Annotated in this window: 14 protein-coding genes and 1 pseudogene; 10 read left to right on the top strand and 5 right to left on the bottom strand. The window is 36.7% G+C overall.

The window, feature by feature from the left end; genetic code table 11:
- Positions 1–275: 275 nt before the first annotated feature.
- The 3 genes from BP17_RS00675 to BP17_RS00685 form a co-directional block, all read right to left on the bottom strand.
- A complete protein-coding gene (locus BP17_RS00675) occupies positions 276–1604 on the bottom strand; it encodes a 2-hydroxycarboxylate transporter family protein (protein WP_035050957.1) in 1329 nt (442 codons plus the stop codon).
- Between the two features lie 171 nt (positions 1605–1775).
- The gene (locus BP17_RS00680; protein WP_035050958.1) at positions 1776–3416 is read right to left on the bottom strand and encodes a malolactic enzyme; all 1641 of its coding nucleotides are present in this window, start codon (positions 3414–3416) and stop codon (positions 1776–1778) included.
- Positions 3417–4050: 634 nt separating this feature from the next.
- Positions 4051–4920: a LysR family transcriptional regulator gene (locus BP17_RS00685; RefSeq protein ID WP_035050959.1), complete on the bottom strand. Its 870-nt coding sequence runs from the start codon at positions 4918–4920 to the stop codon at positions 4051–4053.
- A gap of 155 nt (positions 4921–5075) precedes the next feature.
- On the opposite strand from BP17_RS00685, the pseudogene BP17_RS13600 reads away from it, so the two are divergent.
- A pseudogene (locus BP17_RS13600) lies at positions 5076–5563 on the top strand (IS30 family transposase); the annotation flags it as partial.
- A gap of 431 nt (positions 5564–5994) precedes the next feature.
- Here the strand turns inward: BP17_RS13600 and BP17_RS00695 are convergent.
- Together BP17_RS00695 and BP17_RS00700 are read right to left on the bottom strand one after the other, a co-directional pair.
- Complete coding sequence (locus BP17_RS00695) at positions 5995–7470, bottom strand: flotillin family protein (protein WP_035050960.1); 1476 nt, start codon at positions 7468–7470, stop codon at positions 5995–5997.
- A 42-nt stretch (positions 7471–7512) separates the two neighbouring features.
- The gene (locus tag BP17_RS00700; protein WP_035050961.1) at positions 7513–8091 is read right to left on the bottom strand and encodes an NfeD family protein; all 579 of its coding nucleotides are present in this window, start codon (positions 8089–8091) and stop codon (positions 7513–7515) included.
- A 571-nt stretch (positions 8092–8662) separates the two neighbouring features.
- Between BP17_RS00700 and purE the strand changes: the two genes are divergently transcribed.
- From purE to purN, 9 genes are all read left to right on the top strand, one after another.
- Entirely contained in the window at positions 8663–9151 is a 489-nt protein-coding gene (purE, locus tag BP17_RS00705) for a 5-(carboxyamino)imidazole ribonucleotide mutase (protein ID WP_035050963.1), read from the top strand.
- On the top strand, positions 9144–10271 hold the full coding sequence (purK, locus tag BP17_RS00710; RefSeq protein WP_035050964.1) for a 5-(carboxyamino)imidazole ribonucleotide synthase: 1128 nt from the start codon (positions 9144–9146) through the stop codon (positions 10269–10271). The genes purE and purK overlap by 8 nt, the downstream gene beginning before the upstream one ends.
- 387 nt (positions 10272–10658) lie before the next feature.
- Positions 10659–11369, top strand: coding sequence for a phosphoribosylaminoimidazolesuccinocarboxamide synthase (gene purC / locus BP17_RS00715; RefSeq protein WP_035050966.1), 711 nt, complete (start codon positions 10659–10661; stop codon positions 11367–11369).
- A gap of 86 nt (positions 11370–11455) precedes the next feature.
- A complete protein-coding gene (gene purS, locus BP17_RS00720) occupies positions 11456–11707 on the top strand; it encodes a phosphoribosylformylglycinamidine synthase subunit PurS (RefSeq protein WP_035050968.1) in 252 nt (83 codons plus the stop codon).
- Entirely contained in the window at positions 11707–12387 is a 681-nt protein-coding gene (gene purQ / locus BP17_RS00725) for a phosphoribosylformylglycinamidine synthase subunit PurQ (RefSeq protein ID WP_035050969.1), read from the top strand. Before purS ends, purQ begins: the two co-directional genes overlap by 1 nt.
- A complete protein-coding gene (purL, locus tag BP17_RS00730; protein WP_035050971.1) occupies positions 12387–14615 on the top strand; it encodes a phosphoribosylformylglycinamidine synthase subunit PurL in 2229 nt (742 codons plus the stop codon). The genes purQ and purL overlap by 1 nt, the downstream gene beginning before the upstream one ends.
- Positions 14591–16045 carry an amidophosphoribosyltransferase gene (gene purF, locus BP17_RS00735; protein ID WP_035050973.1) on the top strand — a complete coding sequence of 485 codons (1455 nt, stop codon included), beginning with the start codon at positions 14591–14593 and terminating at the stop codon, positions 16043–16045. The genes purL and purF overlap by 25 nt, the downstream gene beginning before the upstream one ends.
- A gap of 2 nt (positions 16046–16047) precedes the next feature.
- Entirely contained in the window at positions 16048–17097 is a 1050-nt protein-coding gene (gene purM, locus BP17_RS00740) for a phosphoribosylformylglycinamidine cyclo-ligase (protein WP_035050974.1), read from the top strand.
- The gene (purN, locus tag BP17_RS00745) at positions 17094–17684 is read left to right on the top strand and encodes a phosphoribosylglycinamide formyltransferase (RefSeq protein WP_035050975.1); all 591 of its coding nucleotides are present in this window, start codon (positions 17094–17096) and stop codon (positions 17682–17684) included. Before purM ends, purN begins: the two co-directional genes overlap by 4 nt.
- Positions 17685–17696 lie beyond the last annotated feature (12 nt).

The raw sequence follows: 17696 nt of genomic DNA on the forward strand, positions 1-17696 counted from the left end.
GAGGTCTGAAACGTAAAAAAACGGAGTAAACTAAATTACTCCGAAAAATTTAATTTTTAAAGTCACTATAGTAATGTAATAACCTATTGGAAAAACAAATGATTGTTATCAATTTAAAAGAGTAAATAGTAGTTTGTAAAGTAATATAGCCTATAAGGTAGACGATTTAAAGTGTCTGCATTATAGGTTATTGTAATAATTTAAAAAATTATTTGTTAATTACTACTATATATTTATAATAACAAGTGAATCTTTAGAAACTCGTACAAGTACAGTTAAGCTAGTACACGTATTAAAATACTTCCTAAAATTAATACAACGGCACCACCTAATCTATTTCCCATTTGAGCAAATGCAATTAATTCCATACGATCGGCAGCTGAAAGCACGGCTACATTTCCAGTACCACCCATGCTATTATTGCACAATCCTGCAGTAATCATAGATTCAACAGGATATAGTCCGAATAGTTTTCCTACAAATCCTGAAACAATGGATATTGTTATAATACTTGTCAAGCAGAGAACAACAAATTGCCAAGTAAATGATTGAGCTAACACATTTAAATTAAGTAAAGCAATTCCGATCGCACATAATACAGCAGGAGTCAGATTTTTCATAATTAATTTATTAAACATAACTGCACAATCCTCATAATATTGAGGAACAACCTTGGTGATTTTACAAATTAGTACAATAATAACCATAAATGCATATGCGGCAACTTGTGGGACAAAATAATTAAAAATACTTCCTAAAATAAAAAAGGAAATTGAAACAAGCAAACCAACACCAAGCTTAACAACATCTAATTTGAGCTCTCTCTCATCCTCTTTTATTTCTTCTGTATTTTCTTTCATAATTGCTCCATGCCCATTATATTTTGGGAAAGATACTCCTATTTTAGCAATTAAAGCAGCAGCAATAATTGCAAGTATATTTCCAAAAGCAGATGCTGGGATTAATTGTGATATAATTTCTGATGAAGGCTCTCCTAACGCAGAAGCATAAATTTCAGATAAAGGGACACTACCAGCGCCTATGCCACCTGCCATCATAGGTAGTGAAACATATAATACAGATTTTCCAAAGCCATGACCAATTAATATGCCGACAAGTCCCACCATTAATAGTGATGCGGCCATTGAAATGAATGCTACAGGTATGAAACGGATAGATGCTTTCATTAGTAAATCACGTTTCATTCCTAAAATGCTTCCCGTAATTAGCGCTGCAATGTAGAAATCAAGAAAGCCCATATCATTTACGAAAGTTACAACTGTTTCAACTGGTCCACTAGGTAAAATACCAAACGTTGAAATAATTGCAGAGGCAAAAATACAGAATACTGCTCCCCCTCCTAAGTAAGATTTAAATATAGGTAGATGATTTCCAATGTAGTAGAATAAATTTCCCAACAACACTAATACAGCAAGAGCTCCCAAAATGCCACCTGGTAGTCTATCTAATTTAATTGCGATAATTAAAATAGCAATCATAATTAAGTAAAATGGAAGACTCACCCCACTAATCTCTGTTGACCAAAAGCCATTTTTTTCTTTATTAGCTTGAATCACTTTTGAATTGTCTAATTTCTGAATCATAAATGCTGCTCCTTTCTTTTTTTACATTCCATCACAAAACAACTAAGAATTTTTCTGATTTAATTTTCTAGTCTTGTGATAATTATATAATCGAGATCTTTATTGAACGAGACCTCGATTACATGCAATCATATTTACTTAAAATGAAATATTGTTATATTTTTTTTACTTCTATTTAATATTTAATGGAACATATTTAGGAATCCATTTAGCATCTGAAACTGCCTTTTTTATATCTGAAATTGGTTCGCGATTTAACTTTTGATCTAATACACTTTGACCAACAACTTCAGCTATTATTTGTGAAAATTCAGCTAATTTAGCTACTGGTGGTAATATTGCTGCACCTGGTTTATTAGAATCAACAATTCCTCCTAAAGCATGGCTTGCTTGTGATAATATCTCACTATTCACGCGCCTAGTAGTTGAAGCAATAATTCCAAGACCTAGACCCGGATACATTAACGCATTGTTTCCTTGACCAATGTTATACGTAACTCCTTTATATTCAACATCTGCAGAAGGAATTCCTGTTCCAATTAAAGCCTTACCATCTGTCCATTTAATCAAATTTTCTGCTGTTGCTTCAGCAAGGTTTGTAGGATTTGATAATGGAAAAATAATTGGGCGAGCTGTATGAACTGCCATCTCTTTAATAATTGTTTCAGTAAATGTACCTGGTTGAGTAGAAGTACCAACAAGAATTGTAGGATGAATTGCTTTAACTGCTGCTTCCAAGTTAGTTAATTCATCAGCATTTTCAAATTCTGAACGACTTCTAACAAATAATTTCTGACCAGGAGTTAAATCTTCTGTATCATCAAATAACACACCTTGTTTGTCTACCATATAGAAATGCTTGCGAGCCTTTTCTTCTGGTATACCTTGACGAATCATTTCATCTAGTAATTGAGTTGCAATTCCAACTCCTGCAGTACCTGCACCATAGGTCATTACAACTTGGTCAGTAAATTTTTCTTTAGAAATATTCAATGCACCCAATACACCTGCTAAAACAACAATACCTGTTCCTTGGATATCATCATTGAATGTTGTAATCTTATCTTGATATTTTTCTAAGATAGTAGCAGCATTTGAACGGCCAAAATCTTCCCAATGAATTAGTAATTCAGGGAATAGTTCTGTAGAAACGTTAACAAACTGGTCAATAAAATCATAATATTTTTCACCATAAATTCTTTCATGACGGTTTCCTAAATAAAGTGGATTATTGAGTAATTTTTTATTATTTGTTCCGTTATCAATAGAAACAGGCAACACCTGGCTAGGATCTATACCAGCAGCGGCAGTATACACCATCAATTTACCAATAGCTATATCAACACCATTAACTCCACAATCGCCCATACCTAATATTCCCTCAGAATCTGTCACTACGATTAAACGAATATCACGACCACTTGCAGCATTTTTTATACTTTCTTTAATATTTTCTGGTTCATTAATGGATAAGAAAGCTGCCTCTTGTGGTTTTACAAATAGTTCATTGTATTGTTCAATGGACTCTGCAACAGTTGGATCATAAACGATTGGCATAAATTCAGCAACATGGTCACACATTAATTTATAAAATAGCGTACGATTTGTATTAAAAATATTCATTAAGAAAATTCTTTTTTCTAAATCAGTTGTTTTACTTAAATATTGTCCATAGGTTTGTGCCTCTTGTTGTTCTAATGTTTGTACCTGTGTTGGTAATGTTCCAGTCAAACAGAATTGTTTTCTTTCTTCTTTAGTAAATGCTGTTCCTTTGTTAAGGAATGGATTGTTTAAAATTTCTGCAGCTAACATAAATTATTCCTCCTGTGATATCTTTATTTTGTGTGTTTTACTTAAGAATAATTGATAAATAAAGATTATATAAATCAGTAAGCATAATAATAGACTTATCTAGTATGTTTATAGATATACACGGAAAACAAATCATTATTCATAATTAAACTTTTTTTATCTTTATCATTAGTATATGTTCATATTTTTTAATAACAAATATAGATTATTTATTAGGTTATAAGAAAAAATTATAACCTAATAAATAAAAATTCAGAATTAATGAAAACAATATTTTTAGCAGACTTATGAGAAAATATAAGGCAGCTACATATTCAAATAAAACCTAAATAGCTCCCAAGCTATTAAACAGAACTTTAATGTTGAAGTACTTAATAAATTTTGTTTAGACGGTATTACTGTACAGATAAATAAATCCATGACAGAGGCTTTAAATAGTAGCCACTGTCATGAATTTATTTAATTTAAAATATAAAGTGTTGGTTTGATCAATGGATTCGTTCAAAGCATGAAATCTAAGGGTTACTGCTATCTAATTAAAATATTAAGAAAATCAATAAAAGTTAGTTATACCTATCATGTGTCTATTCTACACAGACAACCCTAATCGACTTAAATACGGTAGTAGTATTGTTTAATGAGTAAGCATTATTTCCATTATTTTTTTTTCCCTTGAAGTCATATATTGTTCTTTTCTTACAGCAATAGATATATAAAAATTTATAGCAGGAACTAGAGATATTGCTTTTATTGATAGCATATTTTTTACTGCCATATTAACCATTATTCCTATACCAATTCCAGAAGATATTAGAGATTTTGCAGTTTGTATTTCATCTGTATAATAGAAATTTTTCGTGGAAATTTCATTCTTTAAACAAAGATCTTTTAGTATTTTATTGTGAACATATGAATCACCTAAGACTATAAAACGTTCATCTTTAAGCTCCTTAAATTTAACTCTATGCTTATTTGAAAGTAGATGATTATTACTTGTACAAACCATAAATTGATCTGTTTTTAAAATAGTAGAATTGAGAACATCATCATTAATAGGTGTAAGCGAACCGATTAATGCAATATCAACTTCTCCAGAGATTAATAAATCTTTCATTACTGAGGAACCCGTCTCAACCAGTTCTATATATTCAACAAGACCATTTTCATCTAATTTCTTCATAAATGACGGCAAAAAATAAGCACCCAAAATTGGAGGAACCCCTAATTTTATTTTTGCTCCACTTATTTTTGATATTTCAAGTTTTGCTTCTTTTATTTCATGAAGTGCGTTGTGTGCTCGTTTCTCAAAGATTTTTCCAGCTTCAGTTAATGAGAGTTGTGTTTTAGAATGATCTCTAATTACAAGCTTTTCTCCTAACTCCTTTTCAATCTTATTTAATGACATTGTTATTGAAGGCTGAGAAACAAACAGCATTTCTGCAGTTTTTGTAAAACTTTTATTTTGGCATAAATAATAAAAATATTCTAAATCTCTTATGTTCATTTATCACAACTCCTTTAAAAACAAAATAGTGGGAATATATATATGTTGGGTTTTACATTAATCGCCGATTGTAAAATTAAGCTAAACAAATAAAGAAGCCATTCATGATACACTCCCTATATTTCCGACTAAAGAAAACAGGAGAGTTATCACGAATGACCTACACGCATCTTACCACTGATAAGCTAGTGATGATAGAATCTTATTCCCACCGAAATATCTCAGTTACCCAAATAATCAAATTTTTAAACCGAACGCGAACGCCTATTTACACTGGCATTAACTTCTTGAAAGAAGGCTATACGGACATTAAGTATTACCAACAATATAAGAAAAATAAAAGACATTGTGGGTGTCACAGAATCGTTCTCTTAAAGAAACAACAGTACTACATCAAAGAGAAAGTCGTTCAAGCTTGTAACCTGACGTTATTATTGGTCGGGCAGAAGAGTCTTTTCAATGCTCTGTTTGTATGATTTAACGCCAATCCAAAGAAAAAATCTTTGATGAACCCACACTTTCGATGGAAGTGAAAAGAAAACCCAGTGGACGTTAGGCCAGCGACAACGAACCAGCTATGAATAACTGGTTTCACGTTTTTCTTAGAAAATTATTCCACTCCATCACGTTTAATTGTAGAAAATAATTTTCGAACTGGAAATCATTAGGCAACCAGCACGATGTCACTATTTATTTTGTCTAACTTAATTTGACAAATCAGATGAGATAAAAAGGTTTAGGAAAGTTAAAAAAGGGGTCTATAATTTTTAGTGATGACAGATTCAATCTGATTACTTATCCAAAATTTCTGGTGGTCTAGGGTTGCTTGTAGGCATGCATTGAACTCAATGAGAATGACAAAACGTTGGTGCTTTAGGGCGATTACGATTTGTTGGAAGCGAGTACCTTAGCGAATGACAACTATTTCCATACTCTCTTGATTATAAATCAATCTTTCAACGAAAGGTATTTCATCGCGTATTTTTGGAACTTTTTTTGATTTAATTAAAATACACGAGGTGGAATCGAACCACCACAAGGCCCTTAGCCGTGCACTAATAGGTATTTCAATGATTATTTTGAATCATCTGTGACGATTGGTTCTTCAGCCACGAGGGTTGTTTTAGCGAACGTTTCGTTTAAATTACTGATTTGACGACCCACATTCTTTGTGCCAGCAAATGAACTAATTAAATTGTTGATGTCTAAGCCCGTTGCATCTTTAAAGGCTTCTTGAGAAGCAGCCAATGTGTTTAAGGCTGTTTTGGTAATAGCTGACGCGCCATTTCCGTTTCCGCTATCGACAACTGTGATTTTATCAATGTTGCTCAATGGTTCAGCGGCAGCACGAACAATTGCAGGATAAGCTTCAATTAGTAAGGTTGCAATGGCTTCATCACCGTATTGTTTCAATGCTTCCGCCCAGGCTGTCTTGCTATCTGCTTCAGCTTGACCGATTAAACGAATACTTTCGGCTTGAGCCATACCGTTTAATTCGATTTCTTTAGCTCTCGCTTCAGATTCAGCAATGGCTTTGTTTTTATCAGCTTCGGCACGTTGCTCAACAGAGTAACGTTCAGCATCAGCTTTTTTACGGACAGTTGCGTCGTATTCGCGTTCTTGTTTAATGGTTTCTTTTTCTTGCAATTCGATTTGTTTTTCACGTTCAATAATTTGAGCGTTACCTTCTTCGATGATAACTTTTTTCTTTAACTCAGCTTTCTTTAAGTCATATGCACTCTCAGCTTCAGCTTTTGCAATATTTTGTTCTCTACCGTATTCAGATATGCGAAGACTTTTTACTTTTTCAGCTTCGGCAATCTGTGTTTGTCGTTGCAATTCAGCTTCTTGAGATAATTGTTCAGCTAACGCACGTTGAATACGTGTTTCTTTATCCGCATTTGCTGTTTTGATATCTGCATCTCGTTTAACTTCGGCAATACGGCCTTGACCTAATGAATCTAGGTAACCGTTTTTGTCCGTTACTTCTTTTACTGTAAAAGATAAAATAACCAATCCCATTTTAGCTAAATCGCCAGATGCTTCATCTTGAACATTTTGGTTGAATTTGTCACGGTTTTGATAAATATCTTCAACAGTCATGCGGCCTAAAATCGAGCGTAAATGTCCTTCTAAGACTTCTTTTGCTTCACTTTCTAATTGTTCGGTTGATTTACCAAGGTATTGTTCAGCAGCTGTTGCGATATCTTCTGATGTGGATCCGATTTTAATAATAACGGTTCCGTCAACTGCGACCGGAACACCTTCTTCGGTATACACTTCGGGTGTACGAACGTCTAATTTAGATGACAACAATGACAACTTATGAACGGATTGAATAATTGGCCAAACGAATGTACCGCCTCCGCTAACAATTTTCATTTTATTGCCTGTATTGGGATCGATATACACATTTTTATCACCTAAAGCTGTACCACTGATAATTAAGGCTTCCGCTGGAGAAGCTGTACGGTAACGACTGACCAATGCGACTAGCAAAACAATTGCGATGACGACGGCGCCAGCGGTTGCAAATAATGTTGGATTCATATGTAAATTCCTACTTTCTGGTATCTATTTTTGATGGTGCGGTTAGTTTTTTTGCTTCTTATTCCATGTCGGCGTTGGTTTGCCGATTGTTTTAATGCTGTTTGTATAGGGAAGTACATAAAGGATATTGTCTCTTACATCCATGATCAATACGTTTTCATTTTTTGGAATATCAGTAATGTCATCGGTATTGTCATAGATTCTAGCCATCTTATTAACTCTGGTAAAACCAGTAGAGACGACAACTTCGCCTGTTCCGTTAAGTGTGATCGGAATGGAAACTTTCGCTTCTTTGCCTTCTAATTCATAGATTGAAGTAATGTTGGAATTTTCTGCACGATTCTTAAAAGGTAGGATAACAAGAATATTCATAAGCATAATGAAAATCATAATGACAAAAAAGATACCTACAAACAACCAGATAGATACGGTTAAGCGATCGGTCACGAGAATGCCGTATGTAATGAAAAAAGCAATCATACCCGTGACAAAAAAATCGCTGATATCATAAAAACCGACACTGATAATATCTTTTAGCGGTAATGTCAAAATGGCCAGAGCTATACAGCCTGCAAAAGCAAATTGTAAGTACAGTGGGTCTTGTAAGATAGTGTTTAACACGTTGTTTTCACCTCCTTTCACTGATGAATTATCTTGTGACACCTATCGAAGAAAAGTCCAAAACAGGGGATCATTCATCGCTTTAACTGTCTATCATAGTCACACTTATTGGCTTAATTCAGACCTAGAGTGTGGACTAGATTTGTATAAGGAAACGTTACTATCTTAACCATCTTATTGGACTAATCAATGGCTACAATAATTGTTTTTTCCTATACGACAATTTCTTTTGAGGTCTTGATGATACCGTCCATTTTTAACGTGAATAGATGAACTTCCTGCTAATATAGATGATACTCTAATTGGAGGGATAAAAGAAGAGTGTAATATAAAAGTCAAAGATATTCATCTTGTTTTTTTTACAAAAAAACTGTTGTTTGTTTTTCAACATCAAAGAATCAAATGGGTTGTCTTTTTGCGGATTATCAATCGAAATCGCACAATAAAATTAATTTAAAAACTCAAATCAGGTTTAATAACGAATGAAAACAATAAAATATGATAAAACGTTTGTAAAAGTTTGGCGTGTTGTGCTATATTGAACGTGAGAAAATAGAGCGGAGGAAACTGCATGAATACCATTATCTCTGTTGTTATGGGGAGCACTTCTGATTGGGAAACGATGAAAGACTGTTGTATGATTTTAGATGAATTTGAAATAGCGTATGAAAAAAAAGTGGTGTCAGCTCATCGGACGCCAGATTTGATGTTTAGCTTTGCTGAACAAGCCAGAGGATCCGGAACAAAAATAATCATTGCAGGAGCTGGCGGTGCCGCTCATTTACCAGGGATGATTGCAGCGAAAACAACGTTGCCAGTCATAGGCGTGCCGATACAATCTCGCGCTCTTAATGGGATGGATTCATTATTGTCCATTGTACAAATGCCGGCGGGTATACCTGTTGCTACTGTGGCAATCGGGAAAGCAGGAGCTACGAATGCGGGGCTGCTTGCTGTTCAAATTCTGGCTATTGAAGATGAAAAATTAGCAAAAAAATTGGAAGACAGACGCGATAGACTTAAAAAAAATGTAATAGAAAGTAGTGAAGGACTTGTATAAAGCGCTCAAACCAGGAGATACTATTGGAATCATTGGTGGCGGACAATTAGGAAAAATGATGGCTCAATCAGCAAAAAAGATGGGATTTATTGTGGGTATTTTGGATCCTAATCAAAATTGTCCAGCAGCTCAAGTGTCTGATTGGATTATTTGTGCTGAATACGCAGATAAAGAAGCTTTACGTGAATTCGCGAGAAAAGTAACGGTTTTAACATTTGAATTTGAAAATATTGATGCAGCAGCATTGCGAGAGATGGAAGATTTGTCAGCTATCCCACAAGGGAGTGAAGTCATCAGCATTACGCAAGACCGGATCAAAGAAAAACGATTTTTAGAGTCTATTGGAGTTTCTGTTGCAGCTTTTGAGCTCGTGGAAACAACGGATCAACTGACTGCTGCACTGGAAAAAATTGGCTATCCCTGCGTCTTGAAAACAACGCGGTTTGGATATGATGGTAAAGGGCAAGTTGTCTTGAAATCTGAGGCAGACAAAGAATGGGCAGCCGCTTTGATTGCTGAGAATAGTTGTATTCTGGAAGCTTGGGTACCTTTTTCGAAAGAACTTTCGGTCATGATCGTTCGCAATCAAAGAGGAGAAGCGACCATTTTTCCAGTTTCTGAAAATATCCACGTAAATAATATTTTACATGAGAGCATTGTACCCGCAAGGATCTCTCCAATAGTGAGCGAAAAAGCCTTGGAGGCGGCTCAACAGATTGCGGATGCTTTGCAATTAGTTGGAACGTTAGGAATTGAATTTTTTTTAACAAAAGACGATAACATTTTTATCAATGAATTGGCCCCTCGTCCGCATAATTCAGGGCATTACACGATTGAAGCCGTGTCTCTTTCGCAATTTGATGCCCATATCCGAGCAGTAGCTGGGCTGCCGATGCCAAAGCCACGCTTGCTTTCGGCCGTTGTTATGGTCAACATTCTAGGGCAACAGATGGAAGACAGTTTAGCACTGCGTGAAAAAAAAGCGGAATGGTCGTTTCATTACTATGGCAAAGAAGGAAATTATCCAAATAGAAAAATTGGACACATCACCATTTTGACAAACGATGTAGAAGAGACATTAAAAGAAATAGAGGATACCGGAATCTGGAGTAAATCGTGAAAAACGTCTGACTCGATATAACTTCAACGGGAATAGTGGGATTATCAGCTGAAATTTTGGTGTGGATAAATTAATTGAAATACTTACTCGTAATTTCTGGAGGAATGGAGTTGCTTGTAGTCATGCATAGCTTCACAAGCAACCTTACCCATTCCAGAAGAAATTTTATCAACCATTATTTGACCTAGAGTCAATATCCGTATATAGAGCAGAAGCTGGATTAATATTCCAGCTTCTTTTTTTAGTGAAGTTAGATAGGTTTAGTTATCTTATCATTTAAAAGAAATAGCGATTATTCCATTGACAAACAAAGGTTGAGTGATACAATTAAGACGAATGATTAAAGAGGTTGTAATGGTAATGTTCGTTAATGGGAAGGGTGTAATAATGGAAAGAAAAGAATTGATCTATACTGGGAAAGCTAAAAAGATGTATGCAACAGATCAAGAAACGGTTCTTTTAGCAGAATACTTAAACCAAGTAACTTCACTAAATGGCGCAAAAAAAGAAACTGTTGAAGGTAAGGGAGAATTGAACAATCAAATCACTGGACTGATATTCAACTACTTAGCTGGAAAAGGCATTGCAAGCCATTACATTCAAGAAGTGTCAAAAACCGAACAATTGATAAAACGGGTTGAAATGATTCCTTTAGAGGTCGTTGTCCGTAATACGTCAGCCGGCAGCTTTGCAAAACGGTTCGGTATGGAAGAGGGAATCGATTTACCTTTTCCAATTCTTGAGTTTTATTACAAGAAGGACGAGCTGGATGATCCGTTTATCAATGACGCACACGTTAAAATGCTAAACGTCGCGACAGACGAAGAAGTCAGAGCAATAAAAAAACAAGCACTCGAAATTAACGCTGCTTTAGTAGAAATGTTCAAAAAAAGCGCGATTCGCTTAATTGATTTTAAAATTGAATTTGGCAAAACAGCTGATGGAGAAATCGTCCTCGCTGATGAAATATCTCCAGATACTTGCCGTTTATGGGATATGACTACAAAGGAACATTTGGACAAAGATATTTATCGCCGTGATTTAGGAGATATTATTCCGGTTTATGTAGAAGTATTGGAACGACTGAAGAATATCTGATTAAACGGATCATTCCTTTGAAAAGAGAGAGAATAACGAAAAATTTGACCAATATAAATTAAAAGAGAAAAGTGAGGCGTTTCAGCGTGTATAAAGTAACAGTTTATGTAACTTATAAAGACTCAGTTCTGGATCCACAAGGGGAAGCAGTCAAAGGTGCGGTTCATCGTATGGGATATGAGTCGGTTGAAAATATTCGTATTGGGAAATATTTTGAAATTCAAGTTTCTAAGGATGAAAAGGATGTCGAGCAAGTAATTGAAGAAATTTGTGACAAACTTTTAGCAAATGTCGTAATGGAAACATACCGGTATGTTATTCAGGAGGTTGAAGTTTAATGAAATTCGCAGTCATTGTTTTTCCTGGATCAAATTGTGACTTAGACATGTATGCAGCTGTAAAAGATATTCTAGGGGTAGATGCGGAATATGTTCAGCATTATGAAAAAAGTTTGCAAGGGTTCGATGCAGTATTACTCCCAGGAGGATTCTCATACGGTGATTACCTACGTACGGGAGCTATTGCTCGATTTTCCAATATTATGGATGAAGTCATCCGGTTTGCTCAAGAGGGAAAACCTGTTTTTGGAACGTGTAATGGATTTCAAATTTTGACAGAAGCCGGGTTATTGCCAGGAGCATTACGGCGCAATGATTCATTAAAATTCATCTCTAAGCAACAAAGTCTAAAGGTGGAAAACACTCAGACACTATTTACAACAGATTATGAAGAAGGAGAAGTCCTAACCTTCCCTATCGCACATGGTGAAGGGAATTACTACTGTGATAAAGAAACGTTGCAACAATTGAAAGAAAACAATCAAATCGTTTTTAGTTATGCAGGTGATAACCCAAATGGAAGTGTCGAAAATATAGCGGGTATTGTCAATAAGCAAGGGAATGTATTAGGTATGATGCCTCATCCTGAACGAGCTGTTGAAGCATTACTGGGTTCAGATGATGGATTAAAATTATTCCAGTCCATGTATAAAAATTATCAGAAGGAGCTGTGCAAATAATGGTTTTCTTGGAACCGACACCTGAACAAGTAAAAGAGTTGGAAGTCTATCGTGAATGGGGCTTAACTGACGAAGAGTACACAACTATCAGCGAGGATATTTTGCATCGGTTACCGAACTACACCGAAACAGGCCTGTTTTCTGTTATGTGGAGCGAACATTGCTCTTATAAAAACTCAAAATCGACGTTACGAAAATTTCCTACTTCAGGGGCACAAGTGTTACAAGGACCCGGTGAAGGTGCTGGTATTGTTGATATCGGTGACGGTCAAGCGGTGGTTTTTAAGGTAGAAAGCCATAATCATCCCTCAGCGGTTGAGCCATATGAAGGAGCAGCTACTGGTGTCGGAGGTATTATTCGCGATATTTTTAGTATGGGAGCCCGTCCAATAGCAATTCTTGACTCTTTGCGTTTTGGTGAGTTAGACAACGAACGCACAAAATATATCTTCGAAGAAGTGGTAGCTGGCGTTAGTGGTTACGGGAACTGTATCGGAATTCCAACGGTTGGTGGAGAAACGGTTTTTGACCCTTGTTACAAAGGAAATCCTTTGGTAAATGTGATGTGTGTCGGCTTGATCGACCAAAAAGATATTCAAAAAGGGCAAGCTAAAGGGGCCGGGAACACCATTATGTATGTGGGAGCAAAAACGGGACGTGATGGTATTCATGGAGCGACTTTTGCTTCGGTTGAATTCAAAGAGGAAGAAGAATCACAACGTTCAGCTGTCCAAGTAGGCGATCCATTTATGGAAAAACTATTGATGGAAGCTTGTCTAGAATGTATTTATGATTATTCTGATGCGTTGATCGGAATCCAAGATATGGGAGCTGCAGGGCTTGTTTCATCAAGTGCTGAAATGGCTTCAAAAGCGGGTAGTGGATTGATTTTGAATTTGGATAATGTCCCACAACGTGAAACACATATGACGCCATATGAAATTATGCTTTCTGAATCGCAGGAGCGGATGCTGTTGTGTATCAAGAAGGGCGAAGAACAACGTGTTATCGATTTGTTTGAAAAATATGAATTAGAAGCGGTTAACATCGGTGAAGTTACAAATGATGGGTTGTACCGTCTGTTTCATGATGGAAAAGAAGTAGCTAATTTACCCGTTGATGCTTTAGCAGAGGATGCACCAGAGTACATTAAACCGATGCAAGAGCCTGCTCGTATGGCTTTGTTTTCTGCAATGGCAGACTATCAACCAACCTTTATGTCTGCTGCGGAAACGTTAGTAAGCTTGTTGCAACAAGCAACGCTTGCTTCAAAGAAAAATATTTACCAAACCTATGATTCGATGGTTCGTACGAGCACTGTGGTTGGACCAGGAAGTGATGCAGCTGTTATTCGCATACGTGGAACGGAAAAAGCACTTGCCATGACGACTGATTGCAATAGCCGTTACATCTATTTGAATCCTGAGATTGGTGGGAAAATCGCTGTATCAGAAGCTGCTCGTAATATCGTGGCTAGTGGTGGGAAACCATTGGCGATCACCAATTGTTTGAATTACGGGAATCCTGACAAACCAGAGATTTTCTGGGAATTAAGCACTTCGGCAGATGGTATAGCAGAAGCTTGTCGTTTATTGGATACCCCTGTTATCTCGGGTAATGTATCGCTTTACAATGAAATGGATGGCGAAGCGATTTATCCGACCCCGTTGATTGGAATGGTTGGTCTGATTGAAGATAGTAAACATATCACAACCCAAGCATTTAAAAATGCCAATGATCGCATTTTCTTGATTGGCGATACAAAAGCAGACTTTAATGGGTCTGAATTGCAAAAATTAGAATTAGGAAAAATTGAAGGGAAACTAATGGACTTCGATTTAAAAATTGAAAAAGAAAACCAAGACGCCGTTTTGAAAGCCATTAAAGCTGGACTGATAGAAAGTGCACACGATTTATCAGAAGGTGGTTTAGCCGTTGGTTTGATGGAGAGTGTCTTTGATACGACACTAGGATTTGATGTAACAGTTGCGATGGATAAAAAATGGTTGTTCAGTGAAACGCAATCGCGGTTTATTTTAACAGTGAAACCTGAAAATGTTCTTGCATTCAAAGCGTTAGTCAAATCTAGTACAACAGATATCGGAACAGTAGAGAATAATGGGCAAGCAAAAATAGTCACGAATAATGAAACGATTCATTTAGCGGTAAAAGAAGTAGAAATGAAATGGCAGGAGGCTATCCCATGTTTGCTGAAACAAAAAGCTTAAACGAAGAGTGCGGAGTATTTGGCATTTGGGGCGATCCAGAAGCTAGCCAATTGACTTATTTTGGATTGCATAGTTTACAGCATCGCGGTCAAGAAGGTGCTGGAATAGTATCTTGTGATGATGGGGAATTATTGGTTCATCGTAATCTTGGCTTGATTAGTGAAGTCTTCAAAAATGGAGACGATCTTAAACGATTGTCAGGAGATCGTGCTATTGGACATGTACGCTATTCCACATCTGGACAGAATAGCATCGAAAACGTACAGCCGTTCTTGTATCATTTCTATGACTTAGATATCGCTATCTGTCACAATGGAAACTTGGTTAACGCCAAGAGCTTACGACGTAGTTTAGAAGAAGATGGAGCGATTTTTCATTCCACTTCTGACACAGAAGTATTGATCCATCTCATCAGACGCAGCCAAAAAGGCACGTTGATCGATAAAATAAAGGAAAGTCTGAACCTTGTTAAAGGCGGCTTTACTTATGTTCTTATGACGGATAAAAGAATGTTCGGTGCGGTTGATGCGAACTCGTTACGCCCACTTGTTATTGGGAAACTGCCAAATGGAGCTTATGTGATGGCGAGTGAAACGTGTGCCATCGATACCATTGGGGCAGAGTTTGTCCGTAATGTTAATGCCGGAGAATTGGCCATTATTGATGCCAATGGCTTAACGATTGAAAAATACACCGAAGATACAACCATCTCCATTGCTGCAATGGAATATATCTATTTTGCTCGACCAGATTCAAACATAGCCGGTGTGAATGTGCATACGGCTCGTAAAAGAATGGGGAAATGTTTGGCGGTAGAATCCCCTATGGTGAATGCGGATATTGTTATTGGCGTTCCTAACTCGTCATTGTCTGCAGCTAGTGGTTTTGCTGAAGAAAGTGGCACACCCTATGAGATGGGCCTGATTAAAAATCAATATGTAGGACGTACGTTCATCCAACCGACCCAAGAATTGCGCGAATTAGGCGCAAAAATGAAATTATCAGCTGTTAAAGGCGTAGTACAAGGGAAAATTGTGGTCATGGTAGATGATTCGATTGTCAGAGGGACAACAAGCAAACGCATCGTCACATTATTGAAAGAAGCTGGAGCGAAAGAAGTCCATGTTCGCATCTCTTCGCCACCGTTAATTTATCCGAGTTTTTATGGAATCGATATTAGCAAGTCAGCGGAATTGATTGCCGCAAGAATGACCGTTCCTCAAATATGTGAATATATTGGAGCGGACAGTTTGTCATTTCTTAGCCAAGAAGGTTTAATCGATTCAATCGGATTGAAATTTGATAGTCCTTACTCAGGCTTATGTATGGATAGTTTCAATGGGGATTATCCAGCAGGATTGTACGACTATGAAGAAGATTATGTGACGAATATGACCGAAATTCAAAAAGAAAATCTTAGGGGAGGCTAACAATGGAAAATGCCTATGCGAAAGCTGGTGTGGATGTCACTGCTGGTTATGAAACCGTCAAGCGCATCAAAAAACATGTCGAACGGACTAAACGACCGGGTGTTTTTGGAGAAATCGGTGGATTCGGCGGTCATTTTGATCTTTGTGAACTCAACTATAAAAAACCGGTTCTGATATCAGGGACAGACGGTGTGGGTACAAAACTAATGTTAGCCATTGAGTCTAGAAAATGGGATACTATTGGCATCGATTGTGTTGCGATGTGTGTCAATGATATTGTGGCGCAAGGAGCAGAACCCCTTTACTTCTTAGATTATATTGCGATTGGAAAAAATCATCCTGAAAAAATCGAGCAAATTGTAGCCGGTATTGCCGAAGGATGTGTTCAAGCGGGAGCCGCTTTAATTGGTGGTGAAACAGCTGAAATGCCAGATATGTACGATCCTGAAGATTTTGATTTAGCGGGATTCACAGTAGGTATTGCAGAAAAAGAAGCCTTATTATCTGCTTCATTAGTTAAAGAAGGCGACAGTTTGATTGGACTACCTTCAACAGGTATCCATTCAAATGGGTATTCCTTAGTACGAAAAATCTTCTTTAAAGATAACGCATATAACTTGACGGATAAAGTGCCTAGATTGGATAATCAAGAGTTGGGGGATGTTTTATTGACGCCAACGAAAATTTACGTAAATGCTTTACTGCCTTTGATAAAAAAACAATTGCTTCATAGTGTTGCCCATATCACAGGAGGCGGATTTATTGAAAATATCCCACGGATGCTTCCTGAAAATGTACAAGCTCAGATTCAATTAGGCAGTTGGCCAGTATTGCCAATTTTTCAAACGATGAAAACGGTTGGTAAGATTCCAGAGTCTGAAATGTATGAAATATTCAACATGGGAATCGGCATGGTCCTTGCTGTTGCTCCTGAAAAAGTAGCTGAAGTACTCGCTATTCTTGCAGAGAATAATGAAAAAGGCTATGTGATTGGTTCGGTAGTTTCAAACGAATCAGAAGAAAAGGTTATTTTGAAAGAGCAGCAACTATGAGAATAGCCGTATTTGCTTCAGGAAATGGGTCTAATTTCCAAGCAATAGCAGAAGCCATTGCCTCCAAACAAGTCGAGGCGACCATTTGTTTCCTATTTTGCGATAATCCGAAAGCTTATGCCATAGAGCGTGCAAAAAAATTGGGTATCCCTTTTACGGTGTTCAGTCCGAAAAATTATATTGATCGCGTAGCCTATGAGACTGAACTATTGAAACAACTTGAACTGAATCAGGTTGATTTGGTTGTATTAGCAGGATACATGAGAATTATTGGACCGACATTGCTAAGGGCATATGTGAATCGTATCTTGAACATCCATCCATCGTTATTGCCTTATTTTCCTGGCAGAAGTAGCATTAAAGATGCATTTGAAGCAAATGAAAAGCAAACAGGTGTAACGGTGCACATTGTTGACGAAGGGGTAGACACTGGACCAATTATCGCACAAGAAAAAGTGGCTATTTTACCTGAAGATACTTTAGACTCTTTGGAGGCAAAAATCCATCAGGTAGAGCACCGTCTTTATCCGCAAGTCATTCAAAAATTGATTGAAAATAAAACCATAAAAAAAGCGAATAAAAATTGAGGAGTGGCGTAT

Origin of the sequence: Carnobacterium pleistocenium FTR1, assembly GCF_000744285.1 — a bacterium.
Lineage (GTDB): Bacteria > Bacillota > Bacilli > Lactobacillales > Carnobacteriaceae > Carnobacterium_B > Carnobacterium_B pleistocenium.

Bases quoted from the DNA above. Each gene is read 5' to 3' on its own strand.
- BP17_RS00675 (WP_035050957.1), bottom strand. From the start codon at position 1,604: ATGATTCAGAAATTAGACAATTCAAAAGTGATTCAAGCTAATAAAGAA.
- purN (WP_035050975.1), top strand. From the start codon at position 17,094: ATGAGAATAGCCGTATTTGCTTCAGGAAATGGGTCTAATTTCCAAGCA.
- purE (WP_035050963.1), top strand. From the start codon at position 8,663: ATGAATACCATTATCTCTGTTGTTATGGGGAGCACTTCTGATTGGGAA.
- purL (WP_035050971.1), top strand. From the start codon at position 12,387: ATGGTTTTCTTGGAACCGACACCTGAACAAGTAAAAGAGTTGGAAGTC.
- purM (WP_035050974.1), top strand. From the start codon at position 16,048: ATGGAAAATGCCTATGCGAAAGCTGGTGTGGATGTCACTGCTGGTTAT.
- BP17_RS00680 (WP_035050958.1), bottom strand. From the start codon at position 3,416: ATGTTAGCTGCAGAAATTTTAAACAATCCATTCCTTAACAAAGGAACA.
- purC (WP_035050966.1), top strand. From the start codon at position 10,659: ATGGAAAGAAAAGAATTGATCTATACTGGGAAAGCTAAAAAGATGTAT.
- purQ (WP_035050969.1), top strand. From the start codon at position 11,707: ATGAAATTCGCAGTCATTGTTTTTCCTGGATCAAATTGTGACTTAGAC.
- BP17_RS00685 (WP_035050959.1), bottom strand. From the start codon at position 4,920: ATGAACATAAGAGATTTAGAATATTTTTATTATTTATGCCAAAATAAA.
- BP17_RS00695 (WP_035050960.1), bottom strand. From the start codon at position 7,470: ATGAATCCAACATTATTTGCAACCGCTGGCGCCGTCGTCATCGCAATT.
- purF (WP_035050973.1), top strand. From the start codon at position 14,591: ATGTTTGCTGAAACAAAAAGCTTAAACGAAGAGTGCGGAGTATTTGGC.